Source organism: Streptomyces sp. NPDC057002 (assembly GCF_042673825.1).
GTDB lineage: Bacteria > Actinomycetota > Actinomycetes > Streptomycetales > Streptomycetaceae > Streptomyces.
Genome location: NZ_JBHURZ010000011.1, coordinates 13,159 through 34,628, shown reverse-complemented (window position 1 = coordinate 34,628; position 21,470 = coordinate 13,159). Strand labels below are relative to the sequence as shown.

Below are 21,470 nucleotides of genomic sequence, written 5' to 3'. Positions count from 1 at the left end.
CAGCCTCTCGGCCTGGACGCCGGGCGGCCGGGCACCCGGCCCCTCGGCCCACTCGTGGCGCAGCCGTCGTACACCCGCATGTCAGTCCTTGAGTTCCAGCACACCGGAGATGCCGGACCGGCGCGGGGGTGTGCCGCCGTCGAGTTCCGCGTCGTCGGCGATCCGGCCGTCGAAGAAGCTGATCACCCGGTCCGCGGCGCTCGCCAGCCGGGCGTCATGGGTGACCAGGAGGATCGTCTGGCCGCGCTGGTGGAAGCGGGACAGCAGCCGCATCACCTCGCGGGTGCCCTTGCTGTCGAGGCTGCCGGCCGGTTCGTCGGCCAGCAGCAGCGGGGGATGGTTGACCAGGGCCCGGGCCAGGGCGACCCGCTGCTGCTCACCGCCGGACAGCTCGCCCGGCATGCTGCGCTCCTTGCCCGTCAGGCCCAGCTCGGCCAGCAGCTGCTCGCGCTCGGTGCGCGCCTGCTTGGGCGAGCTTCCGGCGAGCAGGGCGGGCAGCTCCACGTTGTCGGCGACGGACAGGTTCGACACGAGGTTGAAGAACTGGAAGACGATCCCGATCCGTTTCCTGCGCTCCACCGCCCAGCGGGCCTCGCTGTAGGTGTCGGTGGACTCGCCGTCGAGCCAGAGGTGGCCCGCGTCCGGCCGCTGGAGCCCACCGAGCAGATGCAGCAGCGTCGACTTGCCGGCGCCGGACGGGCCGGTGATCGCCACGAACTCGCCCTGCCGTACGCACAGGTCCACCCCGCGCACGGCATGGGCGGGCGCGCCCTCGCCGTGGTGGGTCTTCACCAGCCCCTCGGCGCGCAGCACAGGAGCGGGACGGTCGTCGCTCACTCCAGCTCCTCCAGCTCTTCCTGGCACCGCTCCAGCCAGTCGAGATCGGCCTGCAAGTGCAGCATCGCACCCTCTATCAGCAGATGCGCGATGCGGTTGTCGCGGTCTTCGGCGGCGGCCAGCTTCGACAGCTGCCGCATGGTGTTCAGATACTGGCGCCGCTGGTGGTTGATCAGGGAGATCTGGTCGGCCAGCCCGGTCTGCGGAGCGAGCGCCAGCTTCATGAAGAAGTCGTCCCGCACCCGCGGCTCGTCCTCGGGCTCCTCGAACCAGGCGCGCAGCGCCTCCCGCCCGGCGTCGGTGAGGTGGTAGACCTTTTTATTGGGCCGGCTGGACTGCGCCACGTCCTCGCCCTCGATCAGTCCCGACTTCTCGAGGCGGCCGAGGGTCACATAGACCTGGCCGACATTCGGCTGAGGGTACGCGGAGCCCAGCAGTTGCTCAAGGTCCTGCTTGAGCTCGTAGCCATGGGCGGGGCCGCGGGCGAGGAGTGCCAGGAGGTGCAGGCGCACGCGTGCAGTCCTCCTGTCCGGTCAATGTGCTCCAGACCCTAGTATCGCCCATACCTAACAGGTATACATGGCCTCTGATTCCGGGCAAAGGAGCCCGTCGCCGGTGTACAGGGAGGAACCTATGCGGTGGATCCATGCCGCGGGTAGGGGCCTTCTCGTTCTCGCCGTGGTCCTGACAGGCTATGTCGCCGCCGGAGCGCAGGCGGGAGAGCCGCCGGAGGGCGGCCGCGGACCGCTGACCCTGGCCACCGCCGGAGACCTCACCGGGTATCTCGGCCCTCTGCTGGAGGGCTGGAACCGCACCCACCCCGGCGAGAAGGTGACCCTCGTCGAGCTGCCCGACTCGGCCGACGAGACCCAGGCGCAGATGGCCACCGATCTGCGCGACGGCGACCGCAGCCGGTTCGACGTGCTCAACATCGACGTCAACTGGACCTCGGAGTTCGCCGCCGCGGGCTGGATCAGGCCCCTGCCCCGCGACCGCTTCCCGCTCAAGACCTTCCTCCCGCCGGTCGTGGACACGGCGACCTACGACGGACAGCTGTACGCCGTCCCGTACGTGACCAACGCCGGCCTGCTCCTCTACCGCAAGGACGTCCTCGCCGAGGAGGGAGTCGAGCCGCCGCGCACCTGGGCGGAGCTGGAGCGGTACGCGAAGACCATCGCCCCGAAGCACGGTCTAGACGGCTACGCCGGGCAGTTCCTGCCGTACGAGGGCCTCACCGTCAACGCGGCCGAGGCCGTCTACTCGGCGGGCGGCTCGATCCTCGGCGACGAGGGCGAGCGCGTCACCGTCGACTCGGCGGCGGCCCGCGAGGGCATCGGGTTCCTGGCGCGCGGAGTGCAGGAGGGCTGGATCCCGAGAAAGGCGCTGACCTACAAGGAAGAGGAGTCCAAGCAGGCCTTCCAGGACGGCCGGCTGCTCTTCCTGCGGAACTGGCCGTATGCGTACGTAGGCGCCTCCGCCCCGGGCTCCCGGGTCGCCGGGAAGATCGGCGCCGTGCCGCTGCCCGGCCGGGACGGTCCGGGGACGAGTGTCCTCGGCGGTTCCAACCTGGCCGTCAGCTCCCACGCCCGGCATCCCGACTCGGCCGCCCGTCTGCTCGCGTACCTCACCAGTGAGGGTGTCCAGCGCCAGGTCCTCACCCGTGGCGCGCTGCCGCCCGTACGGGCCGATCTCTACAAGGATCCGCAGCTCATCCGCAGGTTCCCGTATCTGCCGACCCTGCGCGAGAGCGTGCTCGCGGCCGCGCCGCGCCCCAAGAGCCCGCGCTACGACCAGGTCAGTCTGGTCGTCCAGGCGGTCGTGCACGACGCGATGGCCGGGAACGAGACGCCGACGGCGGCGGTGCGCCGTCTCGCACGGGAGCTCGCCGTCATCTCGCGCGGCTAGCGCTTCCAGCGACCCGCTTCTAGTTACTTGTTAGGTAACGCGGACGTCTCATCTGGCTGCGAAATGCCCGATTGATACAGATTCGCACCACATCAACTCCTCAGTAGCTTGTGCCTTTTCATTGACACCCTCTCGTCACGCCTACTTAACATGCATGCATAACCGCTGCCCTCCTCAGAGACAGGTCGATGGGTTGAACAGGCACCACTGGTGGCGTGACGCAGTGATCTATCAGGTCTACGTCCGCAGCTTCCTCGACAGCACCGGCGACGGCGTCGGCGACCTCGCCGGCGTCCGGGCCGGGCTGCCGTACCTGAAGAAGCTCGGCGTCGACGGGATCTGGCTAAGCCCCTTCTATCCCTCGCCGCAGCACGACCACGGCTACGACGTGGCCGACTACTGCGACGTCGACCCGCTCTTCGGCGACCTCGCCGAGTTCGACCTGCTGGTGGGCGCCGCGCGGCGGCTCGGCGTGAAGGTGCTGCTCGACATCGTCCCGAACCACTGCTCCAGCGAGCACCCCTGGTTCCGCGAGGCCCTCGCCGCGGCTCCCGGCAGCGAGGCCCGCGCCCGTTTCCACTTCGCCGACGGCCGCGGCCCGGACGGCGACGAGCCGCCCAACAACTGGCACGCGATGTTCGGCGGCCCGGCGTGGAGCCGGGTGACCGAGGCGGACGGGCGGCCCGGCCAGTGGTACCTGCACATGTTCACGCCCGAGCAGCCCGACTGGAACTGGCGCGACCCGGAGGTCGCCGCCGAGTTCGACCGGGTACTGCGCTTCTGGCTGGACCGGGGCGTCGACGGATTCCGCATCGATGTCGCCGCCGGCCTCTACAAGCACCCCGAGCTGCCCGACTCCGACGACCCGGAGGCCGACGCCCGCACCCGCGACTCGGTCAACCCGCTCGCCTGGAACCAGCCCGAGGTCCACGACGTGTGGCGGCGCTGGCGCTCCATATGCGAGGAGTACACCGAGCGGGACGGCTGCGAACGCCTCCTCGTCGGCGAGGTCTCCGTCCCGACCGCCCGCGAGCACGCCCGGTACGTCCGCCCGGACGAGCTCCACCAGGCCTTCTTCTTCGACCTGCTCAGCGCCCCCTGGGACCCGGAGGCCTTCCAGAAGGTCATCTCCGAGGCCATGCAGGACATCGCCGGCACCGGCTCGACGGTCACCTGGGTCCTCAACAACCACGACCAGGTCCGCACCGTCACCCGCTACGGCGAACCCGCCACGGAAGGCAGCGGCCTCGGTGCCGCCCGGGCCCGCGCCGCCGCGCTGCTGATGCTGGCACTGCCCGGCGCCGCCTACATCTACCAGGGCGAGGAGCTGGGCCTGCCCGAGGTCGTGGACCTGCCCGACGACGTGCTCACCGACCCGATCTTCCACCGCACCGGCAGCCGGGCCCGGATCCGTGACGGCTGCCGGGTGCCGCTGCCCTGGTCGGGGCAGGCGTCGCCCTTCGGCTTCACCCCCGGTGTGGAGAGCGCCAAGCCGTGGCTGCCGCAGCCGGAGTACTTCGCCGAGTACGCCACCGACCGCGCCCTCGCCGACACCCGCTCCTTCTGGCACCTGTACCGCGACGGCCTCCAGCTCCGCGGCACCCTGCCCCAGCTGGGCGAGGGCACGCTGCGCTGGCTGGACGCCCCGCCCGGCGTCCTGGCCTTCTCCCGCGGCGACGACCTGGTGTGCGCCGTCAACTTCGGCACGGCCCCCACACCCGCGCCGGTCTCCGGCACCCCACTGCTGGCCAGCGGCCCGTGCCCCGCCGGGGTACTGCCCGGCTCCACGGCCGCCTGGTGGATCAGTTCCTGAACTCCCCGCAAGTCAACTCCCCGAAGGGACATCAACGATGATGCGACGACGTACCACCCTGCTCACCGGCTGCACCGCCCTCGTCCTGGCGCTCGGCACGACCGCCTGCGGCGGCGGCCCCGTCGCGGCCGGCGGCGGCGACAAGGCGCTCAGCGGCCAGACGGTCACCGTGGCCGGCGTCTGGTCCGGCACCGAGCAGAAGAACTTCCAGAAGGTGCTGGACGCCTTCACCGAGAAGACCGGCGCCAAGACGCAGTTCACGTCCACCGGCGACAACGTCTCCACCGTCGTCGGCAGCAAGATCGAGGGCGGCAACGCCCCCGACGTCGTGATGGTCCCGCAGGTCGGCGTGCTCAAGCAGTTCGCCGCCAAGGGCTGGCTGAAGCCGCTGTCGAAGAAGACCGAGCAGTCCGTGGACGCGGGGTACGCCCCCGTGTGGAAGGACTACGGCAGCGTCGACGGCACCCTCTACGGCCTGTACTTCAAGGCCGCCCACAAGTCGACCGTCTGGTACAGCCCCGACGCCCTCGCCCAGGCCGGCGTGAAGCCGCCGAAGTCGTACGACGAGATGCTGAAGGCCGGGCAGACCGTGTCCGACTCCGGGCTCGCCGCGTTCTCCGTCGCCGGACAGGACGGCTGGACCCTCACCGACTGGTTCGAGAATGTCTACCTCTCCCAGGCCGGACCCGAGAAGTACGACGCCCTCGCCGCGCACAAGCTGAAGTGGACGGACGCCTCGGTCGTCGACGCCCTCACCACGCTCGGCAAGCTCTTCAAGGACAAGCAGCTCATCGCGGGCGGCCAGAAGGGCGCCCTGAACACCGACTTCCCCGGCTCCGTGGAGAAGGTCTTCGGGCCGGAGCCCGAGGCCGGCATGGTCTACGAGGGCGACTTCGTCGCCGGCGTCGCCAAGGACCAGTTCGGGAAGACCGTCGGGAAGGACGCGAACTTCTTCCCGTTCCCCGCGGTCGGCGGCGGCGAGGCGCCGGTCGTCAGCGGCGGTGACGCGGCCGCCGTCCTGAAGGACGGCAAGAACCAGAAGGCCGCGCAGGCTCTCACGGAGTACCTGGCCACGCCGGAGGCCTCGGCGGTGTGGGCCGAGGCGGGCGGCTTCCTCTCCCCGAACAAGGAGCTCGACCTCGCCAAGTACGGCGACGACGTCACCCGCGCCACCGCCAAGTCCCTCGTCCAGGCAGGGGACTCGGACTCGGTCCGCTTCGACATGTCCGACCAGGCCCCGGCGGCCTTCGGCGGCACGAAGGGCACCGGCGAGTGGAAGCTCCTCCAGGACTTCCTGCGCGACCCGTCCGACCCGAAGGGCACCGCGGCGAAGCTGGAGGCCGCGGCGGCCAAGGCGTACCAGGACTGATACGTCATGACAGCGACCCTCGTGAAAGAGACGAGTCCCCCGCCGCCCGGCACGATCGCCGACCGTACGCGGCGACTGCGCCGGCGCGGCAAGGTCATCGCCCTGCTGTTCGTGCTGCCCGCGCTGCTGCTGCTCGGCGCGCTCGTCGTCTACCCCGTGCTGTTCAGCATCGGCCGCAGCTTCTTCGACGCCTCCGGGACGACCTTCGTCGGCGGCGACAACTACGCCGAGATGTTCAGCGACCCGGCGACCCTCAACGCCGTGCGCAACACGGCCATCTGGGTCGTCGTGGCGCCGGCCCTGCTGACCGGCCTGGGGCTGATCCTGGCCGTCCTGGTGGAGAAGGTCCGCTGGGCCACGGCCTTCAAGCTGCTGCTCTTCATGCCGATGGCGGTCTCCTTCCTCGCCGCCGGCATCATCTTCCGGCTCGCCTACGACGAGGACCCCGACAAGGGCGTCCTGAACGCCGCGGTCGTCTCCGTCCACGACGCGTTCGAGGGCTCCTCGTCCTACCCGACGGCCCGGGGGCGTGACGGGCAGGGGCTGACGAAGGAGAAGGACGGGTCGTACCGCACGAGCCAGAGCGTGTCGCCGGGGAACGCGGTGTCGCTCCCACTGGTCGGGGTGCTGCCCGACGACCTGCCGGGGGGCACCAAGCCCGCGTACGCGGCGGCGGGACAGAAGGCCGCCCCCGACGAGGTGCGCGGCGTGGTCTACCTGGACTTCACGCCCGGCGGGGGAGGGGAGCAGGGCAAGGTCGACCGGAAGGAGAGCGGGCTGCCGGAGATGAAGGTCGAGGCGGTGCGCGACGGCAAGCCGGTCGCCACGGCGACCACCGCGTCCGACGGCTCCTTCCGCTTCGAGGGACTCGAACCCGGCTCCTACGCGGTGCAGTTGCCGTCGTCCAACTTCGCCCCGCCCTACGAGGGCGTCTCCTGGCTCGGACCGGCGCTGGTCACACCGGCGATCATCGGCGCGTACCTGTGGATCTGGACCGGCTTCTCCATGGTGCTGATCGGCGCGGGCCTGGCGACACTGCCGCGGGACACGCTGGAGGCCGCCCGGATGGACGGCGCGAACGAGTGGCAGATCTTCCGGCGGATCACGGTGCCGTTGCTGGCGCCCGTGCTGACGGTCGTCTTCATCACCCTGGTGATCAACGTGATGAAGGTGTTCGACCTCGTCTACATCATCGCGCCCGGGCCGGTGCAGGAGGACGCGACCGTGCTCGCGACGCAGATGTGGCTGGTGTCGTTCGGCGGCGGCAACAACCAGGGCCTCGGCAGCGCGCTCGGGGTGCTGCTCCTGCTGCTGGTGGTCCCGGCCATGGTGTTCAACGTCCGCCGCTTCCGAAGGAGTCAGCGATGAACGCGGTTCGGCGCGGGTTGGGCAACGGGGTCGTCCAGGCCTTCCTCGTGGTCGTGGGCCTGGTGTGGATGACGCCCCTGGCCGGGCTGTTCCTGTCCTCGATGCGGTCCGCCGAGGAGACCGCGACAGGCGGCTGGTGGACGGTGTTCACCAGCCCCGGGCAGCTGTCCTTCGACAACTACTCGGAGCTGCTGGGGAACGCCGGGATCACGACGGCGTTCTGGAACACGGTGCTGATCTCGGTGCCGACGACGCTGCTGGTCGTCGTCATCGCTGCGCTGGCGGGCTATGCCTTCGCATGGCTGGACTTCCCCGGGCGGGAGACGATCTTCCTGGTCGTGGTCGCGTTGCTGGTGGTGCCCGTGCAGATCGGCCTGCTGCCGGTCGCGAAACTCTTCGGGCAGCTGGGGCTGTTCGGGACGATCCCGGGTGTCGTGCTCTTCCACGTCGCCTACGGCCTGCCGTTCGCCGTGTTCCTGCTGCGGAACTATTTCTCCGAGATACCGAAGGAGATGCTGGAGGCCGCGCGCATGGACGGGGGCAGTGAGTGGCGCATCTTCACGCGGCTCGTACTGCCCGTGGGACGGCCGGCGATCGCCTCCCTGGCCATCTTCCAGTTCCTGTGGGTGTGGAACGACATGCTGGTGGCACTGCTGTTCGCGGACAGCTCCTCGCAGCCGCTGACGGTGGAACTCCAGTCGCAGATACGGCAGTTCGGCAGCAACATCGATGTGCTGGCGCCGGGGGCGTTCGTGTCGCTGGTGGTTCCGGTGATCGTGTTCTTCGCGTTCCAGAAGCACTTCGTGCAGGGCGTGATGGCGGGGTCGGTCAAGTAGCCGCTGTACCAGGGGGCGGAGCCCCCTGGTACGTCAGGCCGAGGCCGGCGGATACAGCGAGCGCGGAAGCTGGGAGGCCGCCGCCCCGTCCAGCAGCCACAGTGTCCGGCTGCGGCCGTACGCCCCCGCCGCCGGGGCCTGGATCTCGCCCGCGCCCGACAGCGCGATCGCCGCCGCCTGCGCCTTGTCCTCGCCCGCGGCCAGGAGCCACACCTCCCGCGCCGCCCGGATCGCCGGCAGCGTCAGCGTCACCCGGGTCGGCGGCGGCTTGGGCGCGCCGTGGACACCCACGACCGTACGGTCCGTCTCGCGCACCGCAGGCAACTCCGGGAACAGCGAGGCGACATGCGTGTCCGGGCCGACGCCGAGCATCAGCACGTCGAACGTCGGCACGGGGCCGTGGTTCTCCGGGCCCGCCGCCCGCGCCAGTTCCTCCGCGTAGGAGGCCGCCGCCGCGTCCACGTCGGCGCCGTGTGGCCCGTCCGACGCGGGCATCGCGTGCACCCGCTTCGGATCGAGCGGCACCGCGTCCAGCAGTGCCTCCCTCGCCTGCGTGATGTTGCGCTCCGGGTCGCCCTCGGGCAGGAACCGCTCGTCGCCCCACCAGAGGTCGAGCCGGCTCCAGTCGACGGCGTCCCGGGCGGGCGCCGCGGCCAGTGCGGCCAGCAGGCCGTTGCCGTTGCGGCCGCCCGTGAGGACCACGGACGCCGAACCCCGGGAGGCCTGCGCGTCCACGATCTTCGTGATCAGCCGCGCCGCCGCGGCCTGCGCCATCAGCTCCTTGTCGCGGTGCACGACCAGCTGCGGTGCCGTACTCACTTCGTCGTAGCCCTCACTTCGTCGTCGCCTTCCGTACCGGTTCCAGCGCGGGCGGCTCCTGCTTCACCGGTGCCTGCGCCGTCGCTTCCGCAGCGGGTGCTTTCGGTGCCCTTTCGACGGGAGCGGGGAGGGCGAGGCGGCCTCGCCCGTCACTTTTGGGCTCTCCGCTCTCTCCTTTGGCCACCGACTCCCCGGAGTCCCGCGGCGCCGGAGCCGACCAGGAGGACTTCAGCCGGTCCACCCCGTACCGCAGGGCCGACGCGTACGTGTCGTCCGGGTCCAGCCGCCGCAGCTCCTCCGCTATCAGCTCGGCCGTGTCCCGGCGCTTGAGCGCCACACCACGGTCCGGCTGGCCGTCGATGGAGAGCGTGGCCAGGGAGCCGTCCGCTCGGTCCAGCTTGATCGGGCCGCAGTTGGTGTCCAGGCGGACCGCCGTCAGACCGGGTCCGCCGGACAGCGAGCGCTTCACCGGGACGTCCAGCCGGTCCGCGAGCCACATCGCCAGCAGCTCGCAGCTCGGGTTGAACTCCTCGCCCTCCACCTCGACGGCCCTGACCTCGCAGGTGACCTGGTCGAGGGCCGCCGCCAGCATGGAGCGCCAAGGCGTGATGCGGGTCCAGGACAGGTCCGTGTCGCCGGGGGTGTACGTCCCGGACCGGGTCGCCAGGTCCCGCACCGGCTGCTCGGAGGCGTAGGTGTCGGTGACACGGCGCTGGCCGAGGGCACCGAGGGGGTCCTTCGCCGGGTCGAGCGGCGCGTTCACCGGCCACCACACCACCACCGGGGCGTCCGGCAGCAGCAGCGGCAGCACCACCGACTGGGCGTGCTCGGCCACCTCGCCGTACAGGCGGAGCACCACCGTCTCGCCCGAGCCGGCGTCCGCGCCGAGGCGGACCTCCGCGTCCAGGCGGGACTGCGTACGGTCGCGGGGCGAGCGGGAGACGCGCTTGATGACCACGAGCGTGCGCGAGGGATGCTCGTGCGAGGCGTCGTTGGCCGCCTTCAGCGCGTCGTAGGCGTTCTCCTCGTCCGTCACGATGACCAGCGTGAGCACCATGCCGACCGCCGGGGTGCCGATCGCCCGGCGGCCCTGCACCAGCGCCTTGTTGATCTTGCTGGCGGTGGTGTCCGTCAGGTCTGTCTTCATGGCCGGCGCCAGCTCCGTCCGTGTCGCTCGAGCATTTCGTCCGCCTCGACGGGCCCCCAGGTACCGGCCTGGTACTGGGCGGGCTTGCCGTTCTTGTCCCAGTACTCCTCGATCGGGTCGAGGATCTTCCAGGACAGCTCGACCTCCTCGGTACGCGGGAAGAGGTTCGAGTCACCGAGGAGAACGTCCAGGATGAGACGCTCGTACGCCTCCGGACTGGACTCCGTGAAGGACTCGCCGTACGCGAAGTCCATGGACACGTCCCGGATCTCCATCGAGGTGCCGGGGACCTTCGAGCCGAAGCGGACCGTCACGCCCTCGTCCGGCTGGACGCGGATGACGATCGCGTTGGAGCCCAGCTCCTCGGTGGCCGTCGTGTCGAAGGGGGAGTGCGGGGCCCGCTGGAAGACGACCGCGATCTCCGTCACCCGGCGGCCGAGCCGCTTTCCGGTGCGCAGATAGAAGGGGACACCCGCCCAGCGGCGGTTGTCGATCTCCAGCTTGATCGCGGCGTAGGTGTCGGTCTTCGACGAGGCGTTGATGCCGTCCTCGTCCAGATAGCCGGTCACCTTCTCGCCGCCCTGCCAGCCGGCCGAGTACTGGCCGCGCACGGTGTCCCGGCCCATGTCCTTCGGCAGCCTCACGGCGCCGAGCACCTTGGTCTTCTCGGCGGCCAGCGCGTCCGCGTCGAACGAGGCCGGCTCCTCCATGGCGGTGAGCGCCAGCAGCTGGAGCAGGTGGTTCTGGATGACGTCACGGGCGGCGCCGATGCCGTCGTAGTACCCGGCCCGGCCGCCGATGCCGATGTCCTCGGCCATGGTGATCTGCACATGGTCCACGAGGGACCGGTTCCAGATCGGCTCGAACATCGTGTTGGCGAAGCGCAGCGCCAGGATGTTCTGGACGGTCTCCTTGCCGAGGTAGTGGTCGATCCGGAAGACCTGCTCCGGGGCGAACACCTCGTGGACGACCTTGTTGAGCTCCTCGGCCGACTTCAGGTCGTGACCGAACGGCTTCTCGATGACCGCGCGCCGCCAGGAGCCGCCCTGCTGGTCGGCGAGCTGGTGCTTCTTCAGCTGCTGGATGACCACCGGGAAGGACTTCGGCGGCACCGAGAGGTAGAAGGCGAAGTTGCCACCCGTGCCCTGGGCCTTGTCCAGCTCCTCGATCGTGGAGCGCAGCCGCTCGAAGGCGTCGTCGTCGTCGAACGTGCCCTGCACGAAGCGCATGCCCTGGATGAGCTGCTGCCAGACCTCCTCGCGGAAGGGCGTGCGGGCATGCTCCTTGACCGCGTCGTGGACCTCCTGAGCGAAGTCCTCGTGCGCCCACTCACGGCGCGCGAAGCCCACCAGCGAGAAGCCCGGCGGCAGCAGACCCCGGTTGGCGAGGTCGTACACGGCGGGCATGAGCTTCTTGCGTGAGAGGTCGCCCGTGACGCCGAAGATGACCAGGCCCGACGGCCCCGCGATACGCGGGAGCCGTCGGTCCGCGGGGTCACGCAGCGGATTGCTGCTCGACACCTGTTCAGCCCTCCGAGGGGGCGAGGCGCTTGAGCTCGGCCTCGGTCGACTTCAGCAGGTCGGTCCAGGACGTCTCGAACTTGTCGACGCCCTCGTCCTCCAGCAGCTGGACCACGTCGTCGTACTTGATCCCGAGCTGCTCGACCGCGTCGAGGTCGGCGCGGGCCTGCTCGTACGTGCCGGCGAGGGTGTTGCCGGTGATCTCGCCATGCTCCTCGGTGGCGTACAGGGTCGCCTCCGGCATGGTGTTCACCGTGTTCGGCGCGACCAGCTCGTCGACGTACAGGGTGGACTTGTACGCCTTGTCCTTCACACCGGTGGAGGCCCACAGCGGACGCTGCTTGTTGGCGCCCTCACGCTCCAGCGCGCTCCAGCGGTCGCCCGAGAAGACCTCCTCGTACGCCTGGTAGGCGAGCCGGGCGTTGGCGATGGCGGCCTTGCCGCGCAGCGCCTTGGCCTCGGGGGTGCCCAGGGCGTCGATGCGCTTGTCGATCTCGGTGTCGACGCGCGAGACGAAGAAGGACGCCACCGAGTGGATCTTGGACAGGTCCAGGCCCTTGGCCTTGGCCTTCTCCAGACCGGTCAGGTAGGCGTCCATCACCTCGCGGTAGCGCTCCAGCGAGAAGATCAGCGTGACGTTGACGCTGATGCCGTTGCCGATCGTCTCGGTGATGCCCGGCAGACCCGCCTTGGTGGCCGGGATCTTGATCAGCGTGTTGGGGCGGTCCACCAGCCAGGCCAGCTGCCGGGCCTCGGCGACCGTCGCCTTGGTGTTGTGGGCGAGGCGCGGGTCGACCTCGATCGACACCCGGCCGTCCTTGCCGTCGGTGGCGTCGAAGACCGGGCGCAGGATGTCGGCGGCGTCGCGGACGTCCGCCGTGGTGATCATGCGGATGGCCTCTTCGACGGTGACCTTGCGGGCGGCGAGGTCAGACAGCTGCTGGTCGTAGCCGTCGCCCTCGGAGATCGCCTTCTGGAAGATCGTCGGATTGGTGGTGACGCCCACGACGTGCTGCTGGTCGATCAGCTCGGCGAGGTTGCCGGACGTGATCCGCTTGCGCGACAGGTCGTCCAGCCAGATCGCGACGCCTTCCTCGGAGAGGCGCTTGAGTGCGTCTGTCATGGAAATTCCATCTCCTACGTGTCGTATATGAGCGTCAGCGCTGAGCTGCGGCGATCGATTCCCGGGCGGCGGCGGCCACGTTCTCGGCAGTGAAGCCGAACTCGCGGAAAAGGACCTTGCCGTCGGCCGAAGCGCCGAAGTGCTCCAGGGAAACGATGCGGCCGGCGTCCCCGACGTACTTGTGCCAGGTCAGTCCGATACCGGCCTCGACCGCCACGCGAGCCTTCACGGCCGGCGGAAGGACGCTGTCCCGGTACCCCTGGTCCTGCTGCTCGAACCACTCCACCGACGGCATGGACACCACGCGCGTGGGCACGCCGGCGCCCTGGAGCTGCTCGCGCGCCTCGACAGCGACGTGCACCTCCGAGCCGGTGGCGATGAGAACGACCTCGGGCTCGCCGCCCTCGGCCTCGAACAGGACGTAACCGCCCTTGGCGGCATCCTCGTTGGGCTCGTACGTCGGCACACCCTGACGCGTCAGCGCCAGACCGTGCGGCTGCCCCTTGCCGAACTCCTTCGTCCAGCGCCCCAGGATCTCGCGCCAGGCGATCGCGGTCTCGTTGGCGTCAGCCGGGCGCACGAGGTTCAGACCCGGGATCGCCCGCAGCGACGCCAGGTGCTCGATCGGCTGGTGCGTCGGGCCGTCCTCGCCCAGGCCGATGGAGTCGTGCGTCCACACGTACGTCACCGGCAGGTGCATCAGCGCCGACAGCCGCACCGCGTTGCGCATGTAGTCGGAGAAGACCAGGAAGGTGCCGCCGTAGATCCGGGTGTTGCCGTGCAGCGCGATGCCGTTCATCTCGGCGGCCATCGCGTGCTCACGGATACCGAAGTGGATCGTGCGGCCGTACGGGTCCGCCTCCTGCAGCGGGTTGTCCGCCGGGAGGAAGGAGCTGGTCTTGTCGATCGTGGTGTTGTTCGAGCCCGCCAGGTCGGCCGAGCCGCCCCACAGCTCGGGGACGACCGCGCCCAGGGCCTGGAGGACCTTGCCGGAGGCGGCACGCGTGGCCACGCCCTTGCCGACCTCGAAGACCGGGATCTTCTCCTCCCAGCCGGTGGGCAGCTCGCCCTTGGCGATCCGGTCGTACTCGGCGGCGCGCTCGGGGCTGTTGTCCCGCCACTGCTGGTACGCCTTCTCCCACACGGCCCGGGCCGCCTGGCCCCGCTCCAGCGCCTTGCGGGTGTGTGTGATGACCTCGTCGGAGACCTCGAAGCTCTGCTCCGGGTCGAAGCCCAGCACGCGCTTGGTCGCGGCCACCTCGTCGTCACCCAGCGCCGAGCCGTGCGCGGCCTCGGTGTTCTGCGCGTTCGGGGCGGGCCAGGCGATGATCGAGCGCATCGCGATGAACGACGGCCGGTCGGTGACCGCCTTGGCCGCCTCGATCGCGTCGTAGAGCGCGTGCGGGTCCAGGTCGCCGTCCGGCTTCGGCGCCACCCGCTGCACGTGCCAGCCGTACGCCTCGTACCGCTTCACCGTGTCCTCGGACACGGCCGTCTCGGTGTCGCCCTCGATCGAGATGTGGTTGTCGTCCCACAGCAGGACCAGGTTGCCCAGCTTCTGGTGGCCCGCGAGGGAGGAGGCCTCGGCGGAGATGCCCTCCTGCAGACAGCCGTCACCGGCGACGCAGTAGACGAAGTGGTCGAAGGGGGACTCGCCCTCGGCGGCCTCCGGGTCGAACAGACCGCGCTCGTAGCGGGCGGCCATCGCCATACCCACCGCGTTCGCGACACCCTGCCCCAGCGGGCCGGTCGTGGTCTCCACACCGGTCGTGTGCCCGTACTCGGGGTGACCCGGGGTCTTCGAACCCCATGTGCGGAAGGACTTCAGGTCGTCCAGCTCCAGGCCGAAACCGGCCAGGTACAGCTGGGTGTAGAGGGTCAGGGACGAGTGCCCGGCGGACAGCACGAAGCGGTCCCGCCCGACCCAGTCGGCGTCCGCCGGGTCGTGCCGCATCACCTTCTGGAAGAGGGTGTAGGCGGCAGGCGCCAGGCTCATCGCCGTACCCGGATGGCCGTTACCGACCTTCTGTACGGCATCGGCGGCCAGGACACGCGCGGTGTCGACGGACCGCTGGTCCAACTCGGTCCACTCGAGGTCTGTTGTGGTCGGCTTGGTGCTCACCCTGGGTCAGGGCTCCTCTCCACATGATCGGATGCCGGTGTATCGGGGCGCCCACCGGCCGCAGTCGAGCCTACCCCCGTGGGACGTGCGTTTTTTCGAGTCACTCCAGAGTGCCGGGGCTCATCCCGATCCGCCTCCTGACTGGGCCGTACCGCATTCGGCAAGTGAATACGGAGCCGCTCATCCGGGTGCTCAATCGAGCTTGGACGCGCCCGTCGGAACCCTCCCCTCAACACGACCCGACCCCCGCGAATGTCCGACTCTGGGCAACGTCTAAAGTGGCGTGGTACGCGCGAGCCTTTACCGGGACTTCACACGGCTGAGGCTTGCTGGGATGTCTCTGTAGGGGTGTGCGTGACGGCCGTTGAATCCCGTCCAGCGGGGATGACCGGGACGGACCAGAGCCCGGCCCACCGGCCGCTCGGGGCCCGTGTCATGGCGTTCGTGGCTCTCACCAAGCCGCGGATCATCGAGCTGCTGCTGATCACCACGGTTCCGGTGATGTTCCTGGCGCAGCAGGGGGTGCCCGACCTGACGCTGGTGCTGCTGACCTGTGTCGGCGGTTACCTGTCGGCGGGCGGCGCCAACGCGCTCAACATGTACATCGACCGCGACATCGACGCGCTGATGGACCGCACCTCGCAGCGCCCGCTGGTCACCGGCATGGTCAGCCCGCGCGAGTGCCTGGCCTTCGGCATCACCCTGGCCGTCGTCTCGACGCTGCTGTTCGGCCTCGCGGTCAACTGGCTCTCGGCCTGGCTCTCCCTCGGCGCGCTCCTCTTCTACGTCGTCGTCTACACGATGATCCTCAAGCGCCGTACCTCGCAGAACATCGTCTGGGGCGGCATCGCCGGCTGTCTGCCCGTGCTGATCGGCTGGTCGTCGGTCACGAACTCCATGTCGTGGGCGCCGATCATCCTCTTCCTCGTCATGTTCTTCTGGACGCCGCCGCACTACTGGCCGCTGTCGATGAAGGTGAAAGAGGACTACGCGCGCGTGGGCGTGCCGATGCTGCCGGTGGTCGCCTCAAACAAGGTGGTCGCCAAGCAGATCGTGATCTACAGCTGGGTCATGGTCGCCGTCTCGCTCCTGCTGACCCCGCTCGGCTACACGGGCTGGTTCTACACGGCGGTCGCCCTGCTGGCCGGCGGCTTCTGGCTCTGGGAGGCCCACGGCCTGCAGAACCGCGCCAAGGCCGAGGTGACGGGCGCCAAGCTCAAGGAGATGCGCCTCTTCCACTGGTCGATCACCTATGTGTCGATCCTGTTCGTGGCGGTCGCGGTCGACCCGTTCCTGCGCTGACGTACGTCACAGGGCCCTCCCCTCGCCAGTGGATCTACTCGTGAGTAGCATCCTGACCATGGCAGACACGAAGCAGGTTGACCCGAAGGCCGAGCGCAAGGTCGCCCGGCTCGCCAAGCAGATCAGCACCTTCTCCAAGACCCACGGCGGCGCCGAGGGCCAGATCGCCTACCTCGGCGAACGCGGCGCCCGCATCGTCCTCGTCGGCGAGGACGGCGACTGGGGCGACCTGGTGGCCCCCTCCTTCGAGATCGCCGAACAGGCGGTGGAGAAGTCGGGCATCACCCGCCACGAGTCCTTCGACGGCGAATTCGCGGCAAAGGTAAAGACGGGCCGCTACGAGTGGTCCCGCATGGCCGGAATCCAGGTGGGCGGTCCAAAGAACAGCTGAGTAGCCGGCCTTTTTGTCTGGGGGCGCGGGGAACTGCGCGAGCAACCACGCACCGCCCGCACCCGCCGAACACACCGCTACCCCCACGACGGCCCGCGACCTGAACCCGGCTTCACCCGTTAGGACCCATAGAACAACAGGGTCCACACCGGGGAGCCCGGATGATCGAAACGCCGTCCCTAGTGGACCAGTACTGCCACGGAGTACTCCGCACAGAGCTGGGCCTCGGCACCTTCGAGGCCCACCTCTCCCGCACCGAGGGCCCACCCGCCCCCGGCACCACCCTCTTCGACACCCAGACCGGCTTCGCCGTACGGCGCTGGTGCCCGCCCCTGCTCGGCCTGGAACCCCACTGCGCGCCCGCCCGCTATCTGGCCCGCCGCCGTGAACTGGGCGTCCTGGAGTCCGGCCGCCGGCTCCTGCGCGGCAGCGGCATCACGACGTACCTCGTCGACACCGGCCTCCCCGGCGACCTCACCGAGCCCCGCGAGCTCGCCTCCGCGGGCGCCGCCGAGGCCCATGAGATCGTGCGCCTGGAACTGCTCGCCGAGCAGGTCGCCGACACCTCCGGAACCGTCGAGTCCTTCCTCGCCAACCTCGCCGAGTCCGTGCACGCCGCCGCCGCGAACGCCGTCGCCTTCACCTCGGTCGCGGGCGTCCGGCACGGCCTCGCGCTGGCGCCCGAGCCGCCCGGACCGGGAGAGGTGCGGGGAGCCGTCGACCGCTGGCTCGCGGGGCGCGGGGTCGGCGGGGAGCTGAGCGACCCCGTGCTGTTGCGGCATCTGCTGTGGAGCGCCGTCGCCTCGGGCCTGCCGCTCCAGCTGCACGCGGGGCTCGGGGCACCGGGCCTGCGCATCGACCGTACGGACCCGGTGCTGCTGACGGACTTCGTGCGGGCCACGGCCGGGCTCGGCACGGACCTCGTCCTGCTGCACGGCTACCCGTACCACCGGCACGCCGCCCATCTGGCCGGCGTCTTCCCGCACGTCTACGCCGACTGCGGAGCCGCCCTGGTCCGCACCGGCGCCCGGGCCGCGACCGTGCTCGCGGAGATCCTGGAGCTGGCCCCGTTCGGCAAGATCCTCTTCTCCAGCGGCGCCCAGGGGCTGCCCGAACTGCACGTGGTGGCGGCCCGGCTGTTCCGCGAGGCGCTCGGCCGGGTGCTCGGCACCTGGGTCGCCGAGGGCGCGTGGTCACTGACCGACGCGCAGCGGGTGGCGGGGATGCTGGCGTCGGGGAACGCGCGCAGGGTGTACGGGCTGGACTAGGCCTTCGTCAGGGAGGCCTCGGCGGCGGGGCCGGGCAGGTCCACGGCCGCCTCGGAGCGCTCCCGCAGCGACATCACCACCAGCAGTACCCAGATCCACATCACGGCCGAGCCGAACATGTGCAGGCCGACCAGGACCTCGGGCAGGTCCGTGAAGTACTGGACGTATCCGATGACGCCCTGCGCGAGCAGGATCAGGAACAGTTCGCGGGTGCGGCTCAGAGGGCCCTTCGGCGCGTCGACCGCCTTGAGGACGAACCACAGGGCGAACGTCAGCGTCACCACGATCCACGCCAGCACGGCGTGCAGCTTGCTCACCGTCTCCCAGTCGACCGGCATCCGCTCGACCTCGCTGGAGTCGCCCGCGTGCGGGCCCGCGCCGGTGACCACCGTGCCGACCAGGATGAGCAGGACGGCCGCCGCCGTCAGGAACCAGACCAGCTGCCGCACGGCCTTGCCGACCAGCGGACGCGGTGCGGTGTCGCCCTCACGGGTGCGCTGCCACATCACCGTGGCCACCGCGATGAGCGCGGACGTCGCCACGAAGTGGGCCGCGACCGTGTACGGGTTGAGACCGACCAGCACCACGATGCCGCCGAGCACCGCGTTGCTCATCACGATCCAGAACTGCGCCCAGCCCAGCCGGACCAGGCCCCGCCGGTACGGCTTCTGCGAGCGCGCGGCGATGATCGCCCAGCCGACGGCCGCGCACAGCACGTACGTCAGCATGCGGTTGCCGAACTCGATGACGCCGTGGACGCCCATCTCGCTGGTGGCGGTGAGCGAGTTGTCGGTGCACTTGGGCCAGGTCGGGCAGCCCAGGCCCGAGCCGGTCAGCCGCACGGCACCGCCGGTGACGACGATGAGTACCGACATCACGATGGCGGAGAGGGCCGCGCGCTGGACCGTCCGGGGTTCCGGGGTCCAGCGGTCGGCGATGAAGGCGAGCGGGTTGCGCAGGGCCGCCCAGGCGTCGGCGCGGGTCACTTTTGGCACGCGACCCATCGTAGGGCGCCGCTTGTGCACGCTTTCACGAGGGTCCCTCATGGCCTACTCCCAGCGGAAGAACCGTCCGGCCGCGGCCAGCCCGGCCACCGCCCAGACCGCCAGGATCCCCAGGTCGGACCAGGGCATCCCGGCCCCGTGCTGGAGCACGTCCCGCAGACCGTCGGACAGCGCCGAGATGGGCAGCAGGCCGAGGACGTCCTGCGCGCCGGAGGGGAACTTGTCCAGCGGGACGACGACCCCGCCGCCGACGAGCAGCAGCAGGAACACCAGGTTGGCGGCGGCCAGGGTCGCCTCGGCCTTCAGCGTCCCGGCCATCAGCAGGCCGAGGCCCGAGAAGGCCGCCGTACCGAGGACCAGGAGCAGCAGGACTGCGAACGGGCTGCCCTGCGGCGACCAGCCGAGCGCGAAGGCGATCACCGTCAGCAGAATCACCTGGAGCACCTCGGTGACCAGCACGGACACCGTCTTCGCCGTCATCAGCCCCCAGCGCGGCAGGGGCGAGGAGGCGAGCCGCTTCAGCACGCCGTAGCGGCGCTCGAAGCCGGTCGCGATCGCCTGGCCGGTGAACGCCGTCGACATCACCGCGAGCGCGAGGATGCCGGGGGCGAGGAAGTCGACCGCCTCACCGGCGCCCGTATCGACGATGTCCACGGTGCTGAAGAGGACGAGCAGCAGGGTCGGGATCACGACCGTCAGCAGCAGCTGCTCGCCGTTGCGCAGCAGCATCTTCGTCTCGAGCGCGGCCTGGGCCGCGATCATGCGGGGCAGGGGCGCGGCCCCCGGCTTCGGCGCATAGGTGCCGGTGGCGGTCACGAACGCAGCTCCTTACCGGTCAGCTCAAGAAAGACGTCCTCCAGGGAGTGCCGCTCCACCGAGATCTTCTCCGGCATCACGCCGTGCTGGGCGCACCAGGAGGTGACGGTCGCGAGCAGCTGCGGGTCGATCTTGCCGACGACCCGGTAGGAACCCGGCGTCAGCTCGGCGGCCGAGGAGTCGGCGGGCAGGGCCTTGAGCAGCGAGCCCACGTCCAGGCCGGGACGGCCGGTGAAGCGGAGCGTGTTCTCCGCGCCGCCCTTGCACAGCTCCTCCGGGGAGCCCTGTGCGATGACCCGGCCCGCGTCGATGATCGCCACGTCGTCGGCGAGCTGCTCGGCCTCGTCCATGTAGTGGGTGGTGAGGATCACCGAGACGCCGTCGGCGCGAAGGTCCCGGACAAGGTCCCAGGTCGCGCGGCGGGCCTGCGGGTCGAGACCGGCGGTCGGCTCGTCCAGGAACACCAGCTCGGGGCGCCCCACCACGGCCATCGCCAGCGCGAGCCGCTGCTGCTGCCCGCCCGAAAGACGCCGGTACGTCGTTCGCCCGCAGGAGCCGAGTCCGAGGCGCTCGATGAGCGCGTCCACGTCCAGCGGATGAGCGTGCAGCTTGGCGACGTGGCGGAGCATCTCGTCGGCCCTGGAGCCCGAGTACACGCCGCCGGACTGGAGCATCACGCCGATGCGGGGCCGGAGCCGCCCGGACTGTCTCACCGGGTCGAGGCCCAGGACGCGCACCGTGCCGGCATCCGGCTTCCGGTACCCCTCGCAGGTCTCGACCGTCGTCGTCTTGCCCGCCCCGTTGGGGCCGAGCACGGCGGTCACGCCCTCCCGGGCCACCAGGTCGAGCCCGTCCACCGCGGTCTTCGGGCCGTACCGCTTCACCAGGGCCTGGACCTGGACCACGGGCTCACTTCGCATGGGTCCAGAGTCTAGGTAGGCGCGCGGGGGCTCAGACCGGGGGGTACGGGAACTCCTCCTCACGGGGCCGGTGCACCGCCAGCCACCGTTCGGCGTAGGCCACCGCGTCCGCCACCGGGAACAGCCGGGCCTCGGCCGCCCCCACCTTCCCGCGTACGACGGGGCGGTCCCGTTCGAAGTCGTAGCCCAGCTCGTCGAAGCGGTCCGAGCTGATCGACACCTCGGTCACCGTCTCCCAGCCTTCCGGACCCGGTCTGCCCACGGCGACACGCGGGGTCGGTATCCGGTACTCGGCGAGGTGGAAGCTGGTGCAGGAGGCGTAGCCGGCACCGAGCAGCAGGACCCGGGCGCCCGTCGCCTCCAGCTTCGCGAGCGGGCTGAGTTCGCCGAGCCTGCAGTCGGTCGCGTGCCCCTCGGTCATCTCCGCCGCGCGCGGCCCGACCGCCGCGAACGAGGTCTGCGGATGGGCGCTGCGAAGTGCGCCGGGCCAGGTCCGCACCGTCTCGGGGACGACGCCGACCCCGCGTGCGGGCGTGATCCGGGGGTCGTACGCGGGCATCGTCGCGCGAATGGCCGCCCACCATTCCGGGGGAACGGGCGGCTTGCGCCACAGGACCGGGTCGGACAAGTCCCCGGTCTGCGTCGGGACCACCAGGGTGCCCTCAGGGCCGAGCGCGTCGAGCAGTCCCCGCACCACCGCGACGGCGCCGCCGTTGACCCAGCCGAGGGAGCTGAGCGAGGAGTGCACGAGGAGGGTCTCGCCGGGCCGCACGCCCAGTTCGCCCAACTGCGTCCGCAGTGTGTCCCGGGTGACAAGAGGGCCGGTGGGAGGGGGTGTGGACATGGTTCGGGAGTGTCCCCGAAGGGGCCTCGGCATGCCACCGGTTTGATCGATCAAAGATCGTTTCCG

Annotated in this window: 19 protein-coding genes; 8 read left to right on the top strand and 11 right to left on the bottom strand. The window is 70.3% G+C overall.

The annotated features are described in order from the left end of the window. Positions 1-81 precede the first annotated feature (81 nt). Together ACFT32_RS39355 and ACFT32_RS39350 are read right to left on the bottom strand one after the other, a co-directional pair. Entirely contained in the window at positions 82-837 is a 756-nt protein-coding gene (locus tag ACFT32_RS39355) for an ABC transporter ATP-binding protein (protein ID WP_382498767.1), read from the bottom strand. Continuing rightward, positions 834-1,349, bottom strand: a complete 516-nt coding sequence (locus tag ACFT32_RS39350) for a PadR family transcriptional regulator (RefSeq protein ID WP_382498765.1) — start codon at positions 1,347-1,349, stop codon at positions 834-836. The genes ACFT32_RS39355 and ACFT32_RS39350 overlap by 4 nt, the downstream gene beginning before the upstream one ends. A 121-nt stretch (positions 1,350-1,470) precedes the next feature. Between ACFT32_RS39350 and ACFT32_RS39345 the strand changes: the two genes are divergently transcribed. From ACFT32_RS39345 to ACFT32_RS39325, 5 genes are all read left to right on the top strand, one after another. Further along, positions 1,471-2,742, top strand: coding sequence for an ABC transporter substrate-binding protein (locus tag ACFT32_RS39345; RefSeq protein ID WP_382498763.1), 1,272 nt, complete (start codon positions 1,471-1,473; stop codon positions 2,740-2,742). 154 nt (positions 2,743-2,896) lie between these two features. After that, positions 2,897-4,555: a glycoside hydrolase family 13 protein gene (locus tag ACFT32_RS39340; RefSeq protein WP_382498761.1), complete on the top strand. Its 1,659-nt coding sequence runs from the start codon at positions 2,897-2,899 to the stop codon at positions 4,553-4,555. 37 nt (positions 4,556-4,592) lie between these two features. After that, positions 4,593-5,924 carry an ABC transporter substrate-binding protein gene (locus ACFT32_RS39335; RefSeq protein WP_382498758.1) on the top strand — a complete coding sequence of 444 codons (1,332 nt, stop codon included), beginning with the start codon at positions 4,593-4,595 and terminating at the stop codon, positions 5,922-5,924. 6 nt (positions 5,925-5,930) lie between these two features. Then, positions 5,931-7,292, top strand: a complete 1,362-nt coding sequence (locus ACFT32_RS39330) for an ABC transporter permease subunit (RefSeq protein ID WP_382498756.1) — start codon at positions 5,931-5,933, stop codon at positions 7,290-7,292. Continuing rightward, entirely contained in the window at positions 7,289-8,128 is an 840-nt protein-coding gene (locus ACFT32_RS39325) for a carbohydrate ABC transporter permease (RefSeq protein WP_382498754.1), read from the top strand. Before ACFT32_RS39330 ends, ACFT32_RS39325 begins: the two co-directional genes overlap by 4 nt. A gap of 33 nt (positions 8,129-8,161) precedes the next feature. Here ACFT32_RS39325 and pgl read toward each other — a convergent pair whose 3' ends face one another. The 5 genes from pgl to tkt are packed head-to-tail and all read right to left on the bottom strand — an operon-like array spanning position 8,162 to position 14,859. Then, a complete protein-coding gene (gene pgl / locus ACFT32_RS39320; RefSeq protein ID WP_329049706.1) occupies positions 8,162-8,947 on the bottom strand; it encodes a 6-phosphogluconolactonase in 786 nt (261 codons plus the stop codon). Positions 8,948-8,960: 13 nt separating this feature from the next. Beyond that, complete coding sequence (gene opcA, locus ACFT32_RS39315; protein WP_382498752.1) at positions 8,961-10,094, bottom strand: glucose-6-phosphate dehydrogenase assembly protein OpcA; 1,134 nt, start codon at positions 10,092-10,094, stop codon at positions 8,961-8,963. After that, entirely contained in the window at positions 10,091-11,614 is a 1,524-nt protein-coding gene (gene zwf / locus ACFT32_RS39310) for a glucose-6-phosphate dehydrogenase (protein WP_382498749.1), read from the bottom strand. Before zwf ends, opcA begins: the two co-directional genes overlap by 4 nt. A 4-nt stretch (positions 11,615-11,618) precedes the next feature. Next, positions 11,619-12,737 carry a transaldolase gene (gene tal / locus ACFT32_RS39305; RefSeq protein ID WP_382498747.1) on the bottom strand — a complete coding sequence of 373 codons (1,119 nt, stop codon included), beginning with the start codon at positions 12,735-12,737 and terminating at the stop codon, positions 11,619-11,621. Between the two features lie 34 nt (positions 12,738-12,771). Beyond that, complete coding sequence (gene tkt / locus ACFT32_RS39300; protein ID WP_382498745.1) at positions 12,772-14,859, bottom strand: transketolase; 2,088 nt, start codon at positions 14,857-14,859, stop codon at positions 12,772-12,774. A 384-nt stretch (positions 14,860-15,243) separates the two neighbouring features. Between tkt and ACFT32_RS39295 the strand changes: the two genes are divergently transcribed. From ACFT32_RS39295 to ACFT32_RS39285, 3 genes are all read left to right on the top strand, one after another. Further along, on the top strand, positions 15,244-16,161 hold the full coding sequence (locus ACFT32_RS39295) for a heme o synthase (RefSeq protein WP_382498742.1): 918 nt from the start codon (positions 15,244-15,246) through the stop codon (positions 16,159-16,161). A 58-nt stretch (positions 16,162-16,219) separates the two neighbouring features. Continuing rightward, positions 16,220-16,552: a hypothetical protein gene (locus ACFT32_RS39290; protein ID WP_382498740.1), complete on the top strand. Its 333-nt coding sequence runs from the start codon at positions 16,220-16,222 to the stop codon at positions 16,550-16,552. Between the two features lie 161 nt (positions 16,553-16,713). Further along, entirely contained in the window at positions 16,714-17,820 is a 1,107-nt protein-coding gene (locus ACFT32_RS39285) for an amidohydrolase family protein (RefSeq protein ID WP_382498737.1), read from the top strand. On the opposite strand, the gene ACFT32_RS39280 is transcribed toward ACFT32_RS39285, so the two are convergent. From ACFT32_RS39280 to ACFT32_RS39265, 4 genes are read right to left on the bottom strand one after another with little or no spacing between them, the layout of a single operon-like run. Further along, positions 17,817-18,824, bottom strand: a complete 1,008-nt coding sequence (locus ACFT32_RS39280) for a heme A synthase (protein ID WP_382498735.1) — start codon at positions 18,822-18,824, stop codon at positions 17,817-17,819. The genes ACFT32_RS39285 and ACFT32_RS39280 overlap by 4 nt on opposite strands. 45 nt (positions 18,825-18,869) lie before the next feature. After that, a complete protein-coding gene (locus ACFT32_RS39275) occupies positions 18,870-19,586 on the bottom strand; it encodes an ABC transporter permease (protein ID WP_382499179.1) in 717 nt (238 codons plus the stop codon). A gap of 50 nt (positions 19,587-19,636) precedes the next feature. Then, positions 19,637-20,560: an ABC transporter ATP-binding protein gene (locus ACFT32_RS39270; RefSeq protein WP_382498734.1), complete on the bottom strand. Its 924-nt coding sequence runs from the start codon at positions 20,558-20,560 to the stop codon at positions 19,637-19,639. Between the two features lie 31 nt (positions 20,561-20,591). After that, positions 20,592-21,404, bottom strand: a complete 813-nt coding sequence (locus ACFT32_RS39265; protein WP_382498732.1) for an aminoglycoside N(3)-acetyltransferase — start codon at positions 21,402-21,404, stop codon at positions 20,592-20,594. Between the last annotated feature and the right edge of the window lie 66 nt (positions 21,405-21,470).

Bases quoted from the DNA above. Each gene is read 5' to 3' on its own strand.
- ACFT32_RS39285 (WP_382498737.1), top strand. From the start codon at position 16,714: ATGATCGAAACGCCGTCCCTAGTGGACCAGTACTGCCACGGAGTACTC.
- ACFT32_RS39275 (WP_382499179.1), bottom strand. From the start codon at position 19,586: ATGATCGCGGCCCAGGCCGCGCTCGAGACGAAGATGCTGCTGCGCAAC.
- ACFT32_RS39330 (WP_382498756.1), top strand. From the start codon at position 5,931: ATGACAGCGACCCTCGTGAAAGAGACGAGTCCCCCGCCGCCCGGCACG.
- ACFT32_RS39270 (WP_382498734.1), bottom strand. From the start codon at position 20,560: ATGCGAAGTGAGCCCGTGGTCCAGGTCCAGGCCCTGGTGAAGCGGTAC.
- ACFT32_RS39340 (WP_382498761.1), top strand. From the start codon at position 2,897: ATGCATAACCGCTGCCCTCCTCAGAGACAGGTCGATGGGTTGAACAGG.
- ACFT32_RS39335 (WP_382498758.1), top strand. From the start codon at position 4,593: ATGATGCGACGACGTACCACCCTGCTCACCGGCTGCACCGCCCTCGTC.
- ACFT32_RS39265 (WP_382498732.1), bottom strand. From the start codon at position 21,404: ATGTCCACACCCCCTCCCACCGGCCCTCTTGTCACCCGGGACACACTG.
- tal (WP_382498747.1), bottom strand. From the start codon at position 12,737: ATGACAGACGCACTCAAGCGCCTCTCCGAGGAAGGCGTCGCGATCTGG.
- ACFT32_RS39290 (WP_382498740.1), top strand. From the start codon at position 16,220: ATGGCAGACACGAAGCAGGTTGACCCGAAGGCCGAGCGCAAGGTCGCC.
- ACFT32_RS39280 (WP_382498735.1), bottom strand. From the start codon at position 18,824: ATGGGTCGCGTGCCAAAAGTGACCCGCGCCGACGCCTGGGCGGCCCTG.
- ACFT32_RS39295 (WP_382498742.1), top strand. From the start codon at position 15,244: ATGACCGGGACGGACCAGAGCCCGGCCCACCGGCCGCTCGGGGCCCGT.
- opcA (WP_382498752.1), bottom strand. From the start codon at position 10,094: ATGAAGACAGACCTGACGGACACCACCGCCAGCAAGATCAACAAGGCG.
- ACFT32_RS39325 (WP_382498754.1), top strand. From the start codon at position 7,289: ATGAACGCGGTTCGGCGCGGGTTGGGCAACGGGGTCGTCCAGGCCTTC.
- ACFT32_RS39345 (WP_382498763.1), top strand. From the start codon at position 1,471: ATGCGGTGGATCCATGCCGCGGGTAGGGGCCTTCTCGTTCTCGCCGTG.